At 70.6% G+C, this 11906-nt stretch carries 8 protein-coding genes and 2 tRNA genes; 8 read left to right on the top strand and 2 right to left on the bottom strand.

The window, feature by feature from the left end:
* Nucleotides 1-17: 17 nt before the first annotated feature.
* The 6 genes from ACFRIC_RS10500 to ACFRIC_RS10475 all read left to right on the top strand — a co-directional run bounded on the left by ACFRIC_RS10500 (nt 18) and on the right by ACFRIC_RS10475 (nt 4632).
* Nucleotides 18-1832, top strand: a complete 1815-nt coding sequence (locus ACFRIC_RS10500; protein ID WP_382782444.1) for an LCP family protein — start codon at nt 18-20, stop codon at nt 1830-1832.
* A gap of 126 nt (nt 1833-1958) precedes the next feature.
* Entirely contained in the window at nt 1959-2402 is a 444-nt protein-coding gene (gene rsfS / locus ACFRIC_RS10495) for a ribosome silencing factor (RefSeq protein ID WP_382782441.1), read from the top strand.
* A complete protein-coding gene (locus tag ACFRIC_RS10490) occupies nt 2399-3082 on the top strand; it encodes a histidine phosphatase family protein (RefSeq protein ID WP_382782437.1) in 684 nt (227 codons plus the stop codon). Before rsfS ends, ACFRIC_RS10490 begins: the two co-directional genes overlap by 4 nt.
* A 117-nt stretch (nt 3083-3199) precedes the next feature.
* Nucleotides 3200-3272, top strand: a tRNA-Ala gene (locus ACFRIC_RS10485).
* Nucleotides 3273-3918: 646 nt separating this feature from the next.
* Nucleotides 3919-4152, top strand: a complete 234-nt coding sequence (locus ACFRIC_RS10480; protein WP_355774604.1) for a hypothetical protein — start codon at nt 3919-3921, stop codon at nt 4150-4152.
* Between the two features lie 407 nt (nt 4153-4559).
* Nucleotides 4560-4632 (top strand) — tRNA-Ala (locus ACFRIC_RS10475).
* A 180-nt stretch (nt 4633-4812) separates the two neighbouring features.
* Here the strand turns inward: ACFRIC_RS10475 and ACFRIC_RS10470 are convergent.
* Together ACFRIC_RS10470 and ACFRIC_RS10465 are read right to left on the bottom strand one after the other, a co-directional pair.
* Nucleotides 4813-6429: an NADH-ubiquinone oxidoreductase-F iron-sulfur binding region domain-containing protein gene (locus ACFRIC_RS10470; protein WP_382782434.1), complete on the bottom strand. Its 1617-nt coding sequence runs from the start codon at nt 6427-6429 to the stop codon at nt 4813-4815.
* On the bottom strand, nt 6426-7703 hold the full coding sequence (locus ACFRIC_RS10465) for a cytochrome b/b6 domain-containing protein (protein ID WP_382782430.1): 1278 nt from the start codon (nt 7701-7703) through the stop codon (nt 6426-6428). Before ACFRIC_RS10465 ends, ACFRIC_RS10470 begins: the two co-directional genes overlap by 4 nt.
* Nucleotides 7704-8110: 407 nt before the next feature.
* Between ACFRIC_RS10465 and leuS the strand changes: the two genes are divergently transcribed.
* The gene (leuS, locus tag ACFRIC_RS10460) at nt 8111-11002 is read left to right on the top strand and encodes a leucine--tRNA ligase (protein ID WP_382782427.1); all 2892 of its coding nucleotides are present in this window, start codon (nt 8111-8113) and stop codon (nt 11000-11002) included.
* Between the two features lie 143 nt (nt 11003-11145).
* Nucleotides 11146-11877 (top strand): hypothetical protein, encoded by a 732-nt coding sequence (locus ACFRIC_RS10455; protein WP_382782424.1) that lies wholly within the window; start codon nt 11146-11148, stop codon nt 11875-11877.
* Nucleotides 11878-11906 lie beyond the last annotated feature (29 nt).

Here is an 11906-nt window from a genome sequence, read left to right as displayed (position 1 = left end):
GCCGAGAGGGGCACCCGGTGAACGACCGATACGACGGATACGCGGGCGGCGACCAGCCGTACGAGCTCGTCGGCTACGACGAGTACGGGCAGCCTGTGTACCGGCAGGTCCCGCAGCAGCCCGCCCAGGGGTACGACGGCTACGACGCCCGGCAGCAGCAGGGCTACGGCTACGACCCCTACGCGACGGGCCGTCAGGAACCCGTCCAGCCCTACGACACGGGCCATCAGCAGCCTGTGTCGCCCTACGACACGGGCCAGCAGCAAACGGTGTCGCCCTACGACACCGGCAGGCAGGAGCCCGTGTCGCCCTACGACACCGGTCAGCAGCCGGCCGCCGCCTCGTACGACTCCTTCGACCCGTTCGGCACCCAGACGCCCCGGGCCGGCGGGAGCGGTACCACCCAGGCGCCGTACGACGGCTACGGCCGGAGCGCCGACACGGCCGGCGCCGCGAGCACCGGCCGGCAGCCCCGGGTCGCCGAGCAGACCGCCCGCATCCCGCAGCAGGCCGGGCCCGCGAACGACGACGCCCCCGGGACCGACCGGGACTACCGCACCGAGCAGTTCGCCTTCGTCGAGGACCAGGAGACCGAGTCCGAGGACGTCATCGACTGGCTGAAGTTCACCGAGAACCGCACCGAGCGCCGCGAGGAGGCCAAGCGCCGCGCCCGCAGCAGGATCGTCGCCCTGGTCGTCGTCGTGGCGCTGGCCGTGGCCGGTGGCGCGGGCTACCTCTGGTACGCGGGCAAGCTGCCCGGCACCGCCTCGGACGCCAAGCCCGGGGTCACGACGCCCGTCGCCGCGCAGAAGCGCGACGTGATCGTCGTCCACCTGCACAACACCAAGGGCGGCGGCACCTCCACGGCCCTGCTCGTCGACAACACCACCACCAGGCAGGGCACCACCGTCCTGCTGCCCAACTCCCTCGCCCTGACCGACGACGACGGCTCGACGACCACGCTCGCCAAGTCCGTCGACTCGGACGGCTCCTCCGGGACGCGCGACGCCCTCGACACCGTGCTCGGCACCAGCATCCAGGGCACCTGGCGGCTCGACACCCCCTACCTGAACAACCTCGTCGAACTCGTCGGCAACATCGAGGTCACCACCGACGTCGACGTGCCGGACCCGGACGCCAAGAAGAAGGGCGAGGCCCCGCTCGTCAAGAAGGGCACGGACCAGACCCTCACCGGCAAGACGGCCGTCGCCTACGCCACCTACCTGGCCCCGGGCGAGGCCCAGAACGCCCAGCTCCAGCGGTTCGGCCAGGTCATGCAGGGCGTGATGCGCAAGCTGTCCTCGGACAAGCAGGCCGCGACCACCACCGTGCAGACCCTCGCCCAGATCCTCGACCCGTCCCTGACCGACCAGGACCTCGGCGCCTTCCTCGCCAAGCTCGCCGACCTCGCCAAGGGCGGCGACTACAAGACCGCGCTGCTGCCCGTCCAGCAGGACGGCACACTGACCGCGAGCACCTCCGACAGCGTGATCAAGGACGTCCTGGGCGGTACGGCGAAGAGCCCCGAGGCGGGCTCCGCGGTCCGCGTCGGCATCGAGAACGCCACCGGCCGCAAGGCGGCCACCGGCCAGGCCCGGATCGCCCTGGTCAACGGCGGCTACACGTTCCTGGACTCCGGCACCTCCGCCGCCGCCCGCGGCGTGTCCTCGGTCACCTACGGTGACGCGGCCAAGAAGGAGGACGCGGTCGAGGTCGCCAAGACCCTGGGACTGCCCACCAGCACGGTGAAGAAGGGCAAGACCAACGGCAACGCGGACGTGTCCGTCGTCCTCGGCCAGGACTACAAGATCACCAGCAGCCCGACCGGGTGACCCGCGGGTGACCGGCATCACGCCCCGGGGGTCGTTCCCGGGGCGTGGCCGGAGAAACGCGTGGGGTGTCCTCGGCGGTCCGTGAGACCCTTGAGTCGTAACCGACCGCCGACGGAAAGCCGCGTAGTGACCGCCACGGACCGCTCCATCGAGCTCATCAACACCGCCGCACAGGCGGCCGCAGACAAGCTCGCGCACGACATCATCGCCTACGACGTCAGCGATGTGCTCTCCATCACCGACGCCTTCCTGCTGGCGTCCGCGCCCAACGACCGTCAGGTCAAGTCGATCGTCGACGAGATCGAGGAGCGCCTGAACAAGGAGCTCGGCGCCAAGCCGGTACGCCGCGAGGGCGACCGCGAGGCGCGCTGGGTGCTCCTCGACTACGTCGACATCGTCGTGCACGTCCAGCACAGCGAGGAGCGCGTCTTCTACGCCCTGGAGCGGCTGTGGAAGGACTGCCCGGAGCTCGACCTGCCCGAAGAGGCCAAGGCGACCCGCGGCAAGGCGGCCGAGCACGCCAAGTTCCAGGCCGAGGAGGACTCCGCCGGCATGGAGGAGCTGCGGTGACCGCCGAGGCCCGCGGGGCGGCCGGCGCGACCGAGGCGAAGCCGGGCAGGGGCCGTCGCGTCATCCTGTGGCGGCACGGCCAGACCTCCTGGAACGTGGACCGCCGCTTCCAGGGCTCCACGGACGTCGAGCTGACCGAGACGGGCATCGGGCAGGCCCGACGCGCCGCCCGGCTGCTCGCCTCCCTGAAGCCCGACGCCATCGTCGCCTCGGACCTCAAGCGCGCCGCGGCCACGGCCGCCGAGCTGGCCGTCCTCACCGGCCTCGAAGTCACCCACGACGAGGGCCTGCGCGAGACCTACGCGGGCGTCTGGCAGGGGCTGACCCACGAGGAGATCATCGCCCGCCACGGCGAGCAGTACGCCGCGTGGAAGCGCGGTGAGCCGGTGCGGCGCGGCGGGGGCGAGCTGGAGACCGAGGTCGCCGACCGCGCGGCCCCCGTGGTGCTGCGGCACGCCGACAAGCTCCCGGACGACGGCACCCTCGTCGTCGTCAGCCACGGAGGCACGATCCGCACGACCATCGGCCGGCTGCTCGGGCTGGAGTCCCGGCACTGGGAGAGCCTCGGAGGTCTGTCCAACTGCTGCTGGTCCGTCGTCGGCGAGGGCGTGCGCGGCTGGCGGCTCCTGGAGCACAACGCCGGCACGCTGCCTGAGCCGGTCCTCGGCGACGACGACTGAGGCGCGCCGGGCGGCTCTCCGTCCGGCCGCGGGGGCCCGGAGGGACCGGATTTCACTTTCCGGCAGGTCGCAGGCTAAAGTTCTTCTTGTTCGGCCCGCAGGGCGGGAAGAACGCAAGGGGCTATAGCTCAGTTGGTAGAGCGCCTGCATGGCATGCAGGAGGTCAGGAGTTCAATTCTCCTTAGCTCCACAGACCGACTCTCTCGAGTTGTCGGACAGCGTGATGAAAGATCCCGCTCCCGTATGGGGGCGGGATTTTTCGTTGTTCATCGCCGAGTTGGGGCCGCTTCTCCGAAGAATGTGCCGAAGCGGGCGCAGTTGGGCGGATCGATGCCGAAAGCCGCCTCGTGGACCCGCCGGAGGCGTCGCTCGGGCGGCGGTGGTGACACCGTCGGGCCGCGTGCCCCGTCGCCCCGCTCCCGGGCCGGCGGGTGCCGTGGTCTTGGGCACACTCATCTCGAACCCGCTTGAGTCACTTGGGGTCCCTGGGGCGTATACCTTTGCGGACGCGCTCCTGGCGTGCTCGTATGCGCCGGTCGCCGGAGCCGCACCGGGGGCCCGTGTCCGGACTGGTACGAAGGCGTCGCTGACCGTATTGCTCCGGCCGTGGCAGAATCAAACGGCCGGAAGGGGGCGCGGCCCGACGGGAGGGAGTAGCGATGCCTGCCAGCATCCTCGAGGAGGTCCACGATCTCCTCGGAGCGGCACCGAACAGCATGAAAGCCAACCTCCTTGACTGCCCTTCCTGCGGATCGGTCCACGTTGCCCAGGTTCTCGGTGACAACGGTGGAATCTCTTACGTGTGCACGGCCTGCGGCCACTGCTGGAGCTGACTGATGGGTGCGCACAGGCGGAAATGCGATTGGTGCGGCAGTGGTACGCCGATCGTCCGCGACATGGAGCCGGTCAACCACGACTACCAGTACTGGTGCGAGGAATGCGCGCGGGCGCTGATCATAAAAGGCGACCCGATCGAGACGTACCGCGAGCTGGAGGGCGAGCCGATCTACGCACGGCTCCTCGACGAACTCTGCACCCTCAAGCGCTTCTATTCGTTCGTCACGGCCTGACACCCCGCCACCGCGCGTCCGCGCGAGCGGGGACACGCGCCTCCGTGTGAGCGGGGACACCGCGGCCGCCCCGGAGCGGTCTCCACGCGCCCTCGGCGGGTCTCCGGCGCACCTTTCGCGCCCCGGAGGCCCGCGCGGCCGTCACGAGGCCCGTGAAGCCCGCCAGGAGCCGCGTCCGGCGACCTTCGGGCATCCACCTTGTCGCGCCCCCGGCCGTGGCGGTGCGGCAGGCGGCCCTGGGCCGTCGCCGGCCGGCGGCTCCAGCTCGTACGAATGCGACATGAAGCCCGAATCGGTACACACGGGAAACGATTTGGTGGTTCACCAGGGGGACCGTGTAATGTTGGCGTCGCCGCCGGGGAAACCGGGCGACACGGTGAAAACGCGGTCTCGCCGCGTGGCCACAAGGGGCTATAGCTCAGTTGGTAGAGCGCCTGCATGGCATGCAGGAGGTCAGGAGTTCAATTCTCCTTAGCTCCACAGACGTTGAGAGCGGGCCACCCGATCAGGGTGGTCCGCTTCTTCGTTCTCCCAGTACTCCCGGTACGTCGCGTACTCCCATGCGTCGCGGCGCCTCGCGCGGAACGTGCCGAAGGCCGCGTACCCCGTACGGACATGCCGAAGGCGGGCCACCTGTTCCCGGTGGCCCGCTCCTTCGTGTCAGCGGCCGCTGCCGAGCGCGCGGCGCCCACGCCCCTGCGAGAGGACCGGCAGGTTGCGCGACGGCGCCGCGCCCCGGGTGTCCTCCTCGATGCGCAGGGCCAGCGCCGGGCAGCGGCGCACCGCTCGCAGGGCCTTCGCCTCGGCGAACCGAGGCACCGGAGCCTGCGCGACGGTCGGGAAGCCGTCGGCGCCCAGTTCGAAGACCTCGGGAAGGAGGTCGGCGCACAGGCCGTGCCCGCGGCACAGCGTCCAGTCGACGAAGATCTTCTGGCGGCTGGGACCCGTCTCCTGCTCGCCCGGGCCGCTCAGGATGCCCATGGGCACCTGACCGTCCTCGAAGAGCGGCAGAACGCCCTCCACGGGCCTTCCGCAGCCGTTTCCGAGGACGTGGGCGGCCAGGTCGTCCGTGAACGCCTTCAGGGTCGACTCGATGAACATCGCCGAGCCGTCCGGGTGGGAGCAGGCACCGCGCCGCTTCACGGACTTGGCGACCTGCTTCACCGCCTCCAGCGCGGCCGGGCCGCCGCCGTTGAGGATGTCCGCCAGGCCGCGCGCGGCGGCGGGCAGACCGAGGTAGCAGGGGCCGCACTGGCCCGCGCTCTCGTCGGCCAGCCACTGCGCCACGCGCAGCGACTCGCCCAGAGGGCAGGTCTCCTGGGTGATGGGCAGGATCGCGCCCGCACCGAGCGCACCGCCCACCGCGGCCAGGGAGTCCCGCGAGACGATCGCCTCGTTGACCGTCGCCGCGTCCAGCCACTTGCCGTGGTAGCCGCCGGTCAGCACGCCCTGGGGCATCGCCGGGGCGCCGGCGAGCTGCAGCACGTAGCGCAGCGGTACGCCGGTGGGGACCTCGATCACCATGGGACGCGCGACCGCGCCCGAGACGGTGAGCATGACGGTGCCGGGCTCGTCGTACAGGCCCGTGTTGCGGTAGCGGTCGGGGCCGATGCGGGCGGCGATGGCGAGCTGCGCGAACGTCTCGGCGTTCGACAGCAGGGTGGGCGCGCCGCCGACGCCCGCCTGGGAGGCGCTGACCTTGCGGCCGGGCGGCACCGCGGGGCCGCCGTCGATCGAGCGGATCAGCGACGCGGCCGCGCCGGTCACCATCCGGATCGGGTTGCGCTGCACGCGCGCGCGAAGGGGCGAACCCCTCCGGTTGCTCAGCCCCCGCTCGGCCAGCGCCGCCTCCATGGAGCGCTGGGTCGACTCACGGGTCACGCCGATCACGAGCTGGCGGGCGCCCATGGCCTCGGCGACCAGGAGAGCGCCGTCCAGGATGAGGTGCGGGGCACGGTTGATGAGCACCGTGTCCTTGCGGCAGGCCGGTTCGTCCTCGCTTCCGTTGACGACCACGACCGGGCGGATGCCCTTCTTGATGGCCGACTCGGCCACCGAGCGCAGCTTCTTGCCGAACGGGAAGCCCGCCCCGCCGCGACCTTTCAGATTGATGTCCTCGGCGAGGCTTGCGAGCTCTTCTCCGCCCAGCGGTTCGAGCGGACCGTGCACCTTCAGGTGCATGGGCAGATCAAGACGTTCAACCAGGTCGAAACCCGACGTGAGCTGCGGAAGTCCGACGACGCGGACCTCCGGGACGTCGGGCAGGGCCTCGTTCACTTAAAGCCTCCGGAAGGGGCATTCCATGATTCACCGGAGCCAGGAGCGTCGAAGGCGCCCGGCAGTACGTCAGTCGTGGGACCGCTGTCGTACGTGTCGTTGGTGTTGTACGTGCGGTAGGACGCGTTCGTCTCACCGGTGTTGTACACATCACTTGTGCCGTAGCCGCCGGCGGGCTGACCGCCGTAGACCGGGGTGGTGTATCCGGTGTCGTTGAGCGGGTCGTACGCCGATGCCGGGGCCTCGCCCACGGGGGCCGACTGGGGGACGGGCCAGGCCTGCGCGCCACCGTTGCCGACGCGGGGAAACGTCTCTGTGGGCTGCGCGTTCACGGGCATCTGGAACTGCTGCGTGGCGGGTGCGTCGCCGGGCGACGCGGTCCGGTAGGCGGCCGCGAAGCCGGCCGTGTCCGCCGCTCCCTGCGCGCCGCCGAACAGCGTGGACGAGGACTCCTTGCGCTCCTTGCGCGGGGAGGGGACGCCGTCGTCGCCCGCGGAACGGCGGTCGGCGCGGCCTCCCGCACCCTGCGGGGACTCCATCGCGGCCGCGCGGGACGCCTCCAGGTCCTCGCGGAACCCGCGGGCGTTGCCGCCGCCGATGAGCGCCAGGACCTTCGCGGCGACCTTGTGCTTGAAGGGGGCGGGGGAGGTCCGCAGCGCCAGGGCGCCCATGACCGCGAGCAGGCACAGGCTGTAGAGGATCGTGAAGATCGGCTTCGCCGCGCGACCCGCGTAGAGCCCGTGGACGAGCGCGGCGCACCAGGCCGGGTAGGCCAGCATGTGCATCGCGCGCCAGCGGGCCGCGACGGGCGCGGGCGAGGCGAAGGCGCTGCGCAGGGCGCCGGTGACGGCCGTGAAGATCATGAGCAGGCCGGCCAGGGAGCCGAGGCCGATGAGCCCGCCGATGCCCGTGAGGCCGAGGCTGAAGGGGACGAGGGCGGAGAGCAGGCTCGTGTGGTCGAGCGCGATCTTCACCGTGATGTGGAGCAGCAGGAAGGCGACCGAGGACACGGCGGTCGTCCGGTGCACGGCCTGGGCCACCAGCCGCTGGCGGGTGTTCAGGAAGATCCGGTCGGTCGCGACCAGCCCCCAGATCACCGAGCAGGACAGGGAGACCAGCGACAGGACGCCGGCGCCGAAGTTGAGGAAGTCCTGGACTGCGTTTCCTCCCACCAGCACGATCACGGGTATGAGGATCAGGACGACAGCCGTGGCCGCCCCGTAGGCCGAACGGCCCGCCCGGGGAAGCGAGCTGTTGTTGCGACGAGGGTTCATGAGGGGTACTCCCTACGGTTCGGGGAAGCGGTCCCGAAGGCGCACTCTAGGTCGAGAAAACGCGCCGAGCTCCACGTTTGAGTTATTGCGTTGTTACCAAAGGGCAATGAGGTCTTTGTGTTGTCCGCAAGCGTCCGTTAAGCGAAGTAAAATTTGAACTTCGGTCAACGAATTTTTGCCGCCCGTCGGGGTGGCGCGGGGTGCCGGCGGGCAGGGAAGCCCGTCGCGGCCCGTGCGGACGCTGCGGTACCCTGACGCCATGCGTGCCGTACGCCTTCTGCTTAGCGAGCCGCGCTGATCAGCCCCGACCGCTGACACATCGTGGTCGGCATCAGCGCGGCGTCCCCTCCTGTGCGAGGGGTTTTTTCATTTCTGCTGGCAGAGACGATCGATGGAGCTTTGAGGACATGAGCGAGACGAACACCGCTGCCGCCACCGCCGAGTCGGCCGCGCCGCACCGCTACACGGCCGCCCTGGCCGCCGACATCGAGGCACGCTGGCAGGACTTCTGGGACGCCGAGGGCACGTACGAGGCCCCGAACCCCACCGGCGACCTGGCCGGGGACCCGGAGCTGGCCGCGCGGCCCAAGAAGTTCATCATGGACATGTTCCCGTACCCCTCGGGTGCGGGTCTGCACGTGGGCCACCCCCTGGGCTACATCGCCACCGATGTATACGCCCGGTTCCAGCGGATGACGGGCCACAACGTCCTGCACACCCTGGGCTTCGACGCCTTCGGCCTGCCCGCCGAGCAGTACGCGGTGCAGACCGGCACGCACCCGCGCGTGTCCACCGAGGCCAACATGGAGAACATGAAGGTCCAGCTCCGCGCGCTGGGCCTGGGCCACGACAAGCGCCGGTCGTTCGCCACGATCGACCCGGAGTACTACAAGTGGACCCAGTGGATCTTCCTGCAGATCTTCAACTCCTGGTACGACGACGAGGCCGCGAAGGCCCGCCCCATCTCCGCGCTGATCGCCCAGTTCGAGAGCGGTGAGCGCGCCGTCCCCGCCGACGGCGGCACCTCGCGCGCGTGGAACGAACTGAGCGCCGCCGAGCGCGCCGACGTCCTGAGCGGCTACCGCCTGGCGTACGCCTCCGACGCGCCGGTCAACTGGTGCCCCGGCCTGGGCACCGTCCTGGCCAACGAGGAGGTCACCGCCGACGGCCGTTCCGAGCGCGGCAACTTCCCCGTCTTCAAGTCCAAGCTGCGCCAGTGGAACATGCGCATCACCGCCTACGCGGACCGCCTGCTGGACGACCTGGACGCGCTGGACTGGCCCGAGGCCATCAAGCTGCAGCAGCGCAACTGGATCGGCCGCTCCGAGGGCGCCCGCGTCGACTTCCCCATCGACGGCGAAGCGATCACGGTCTTCACCACCCGCCAGGACACCCTGTTCGGCGCCACCTACATGGTGCTGGCCCCGGAACACCCGCTGGTCGAGAAGTTCACCCCGGCCGCCTGGCCCGAGGGCACCCACGACGTGTGGACCGGCGGTCACGCGACGCCCTCCGAGGCCGTCGCCGCCTACCGCGCGCAGGCCGCCTCGAAGTCCGACGTCGAGCGCCAGGCCGAGGCCAAGGACAAGACCGGTGTGTTCACCGGCGCGTTCGCGACCAACCCCGTCAACGGCGAGAAGGTCCCGGTCTTCATCGCCGACTACGTGCTGATGGGTTACGGCACCGGCGCGATCATGGCCGTCCCGGCGCACGACACCCGCGACTTCGCGTTCGCGCGCGCCTTCGAGCTGCCCATGCGCTGTGTGGTCGAGCCCTCGGACGACCGCGGTACCGACGCCTCCACCTGGGACGACGCCTTCGCCTCGTACGACGCGAAGATCGTCAACTCCGCCGGTGACGACGTCTCCCTGGACGGCCTGGGCGTCGTCGACGCCAAGGCGCGCATCACCGAGTGGCTGGAGCGCCGCGGCATCGGCGAGGGCACCGTCAACTTCCGGCTGCGCGACTGGCTGTTCAGCCGCCAGCGGTACTGGGGCGAGCCCTTCCCGATCGTCTACGACGAGGACGGCGTCGCCCACTCGCTGCCCGAGTCGATGCTGCCGCTGGAGCTGCCCGAGGTCGAGGACTACTCGCCGCGCACCTTCGACCCGGACGACGCGAACACGTCCCCGGAGACCCCGCTGTCCCGCAACGAGGACTGGGTCGACGTCACCCTGGACCTGGAGGACGGCCGCGGCCCGCGCAAGTACCGCCGCGAGACCAACACCATGCCCAACTGGGCCGGTTCCTGCTGGTACGAGCTGCGCTACCTGGACCCGCACAACGACCAGAAGCTGGTCGACCCGGCCATCGAGCAGTACTGGATGGGCCCGCGCGAGGGCCAGCCCACCGGCGGTGTCGACCTGTACGTCGGCGGCGCGGAGCACGCCGTCCTGCACCTGCTGTACGCGCGCTTCTGGTCGAAGGTCCTGTTCGACCTGGGCCACGTCTCGTCGGCCGAGCCGTTCCACAAGCTGTTCAACCAGGGCATGATCCAGGCCTACGTGTACCGCGACAGCCGCGGTATCGCCGTACCGGCCGCCGAGGTGGAGGAGCGCGACGGCGCCTACTACTACCAGGGCGAGAAGGTCTCCCGGCTGCTGGGCAAGATGGGCAAGTCCCTGAAGAACGCGGTCACCCCGGACGAGATCTGCGCCGAGTACGGAGCGGACACCCTGCGCCTGTACGAGATGGCGATGGGCCCCCTGGACGTGTCCCGCCCGTGGGACACGCGCGCGGTGGTGGGCCAGTACCGCCTGCTGCAGCGGCTGTGGCGCAACGTCGTCGACGAGACGACCGGCGACGTCACGGTCGTCGGCTCCGAGCCGGACGAGGACACCCTGCGTGCCCTGCACAAGGCGATCGACGGTGTGCGCCAGGACCTGGAGGGCATGCGGTTCAACACCGCCATCGCCAAGGTCACCGAGCTGAACAACCACCTGACCAAGACGGGCGGCCCCGTCGCGCGTCCGGTCGCCGAGGCCCTGGTTCTGATGGTCGCGCCGCTGGCCCCGCACATCGCCGAGGAACTGTGGCGCAAGCTGGGCCACGCCGACTCGGTGGTCCACCAGGACTTCCCCGTCGCCGACCCGGCGTACGTCGTCGACGAGGCCGTGACCTGCGTCGTGCAGATCAAGGGCAAGGTCAAGGCCCGCCTGGAGGTCTCCCCGTCGATCACCGACGCGGAGCTGGAGAAGGTGGCGCTGGCCGACGAGAAGGTCGTCGCGGCGCTGGACGGCGCGGGGATCCGCAAGGTGATCGTGCGCGCGCCGAAGCTGGTCAACATCGTCACGTCGTAGTCCCGCAGGTCCGGGCCGCGCGACGGCTCGGGGTAGTCCCCTACGGGCAGGTTCGGGGTTCTTCCGGAACCCCGGACCTGCCCGCAGCGTTTACCGTTGAGAGCGCGGCGCAAGCTGCCGCGGCCGGTCGGAGGAGGAGTGTGATGGGTACCGTGATCACCGTAATCGCCTTGCTCTTCCTGCTGTTCGTGGTGTTCGGCGCGTATGCGACGGTGAAGGTGATCGGCGCCGCCAAACGCGGTGTGGACCGCACGATCTCGCAGGCCCGCCGCACGGTCGAGGACACCACGCTGCGGGCGAAGACCTTCGCCCAGCCCGGCCCCCAGGGCGAGCTCGCCCAGCTCAGGCTGTCGCTGCGCACCTCGATGCGCGCCACCCAGGAAGCGCTGCAGGCGGGCGCCGCGGAGGACGAGTCCCTCAAGGAGTCCCTGAGCCTCTTCGAGCGGCTCAGCACCCACGGGCACGAGCTGGACGGCGAACTGAAGCGCCTGGAGACCGAGCCCGACCGCAACACGCTCGCCACCCGGCTCCCGGGCCTGCGCGAGCGCACCCGGCGGATCACGGAGTCGGCGGACTCGCTGCGCTGGGCCGCCCGCGACCGGGCCCACCGCTTCGCCGGCGACGACCTGGACACACTGAGCGCCCAGATCGACATGGAGGCCGGCGCCCTGCGCCACTGGACGAAGGAGCCGGGACCGCCCAGGTCCTGGCCCGACGCTCCGGCCGCGGACACGGAGACCTCCGGCGGACAGAGCGCGCCCGGGCCCCGGCAGTCCCGTCCCGACGACGGGGCCGGCCGTTCGGCCATCACGCCGCCCGGCCAACGGCCCACCTACCCTTGGCAGAAGAAGCCCCGGCCCGAGAGCACGACATGATCCAGCCGTTCCGACCGCAGGTGGAAGGG

The sequence above is a fragment of the Streptomyces sp. NPDC056738 genome, assembly GCF_042790435.1.
GTDB lineage: Bacteria > Actinomycetota > Actinomycetes > Streptomycetales > Streptomycetaceae > Streptomyces.
This window is presented reverse-complemented; position numbering and strand designations above follow the sequence as displayed.

What these genes read in the sequence shown, in the direction of transcription:
- leuS (WP_382782427.1), top strand. Translation starts at nt 8,111, where the DNA reads ATGAGCGAGACGAACACCGCTGCCGCCACCGCCGAGTCGGCCGCGCCG.
- ACFRIC_RS10465 (WP_382782430.1), bottom strand. Translation starts at nt 7,703, where the DNA reads ATGAACCCTCGTCGCAACAACAGCTCGCTTCCCCGGGCGGGCCGTTCG.
- ACFRIC_RS10455 (WP_382782424.1), top strand. Translation starts at nt 11,146, where the DNA reads ATGGGTACCGTGATCACCGTAATCGCCTTGCTCTTCCTGCTGTTCGTG.
- ACFRIC_RS10480 (WP_355774604.1), top strand. Translation starts at nt 3,919, where the DNA reads ATGGGTGCGCACAGGCGGAAATGCGATTGGTGCGGCAGTGGTACGCCG.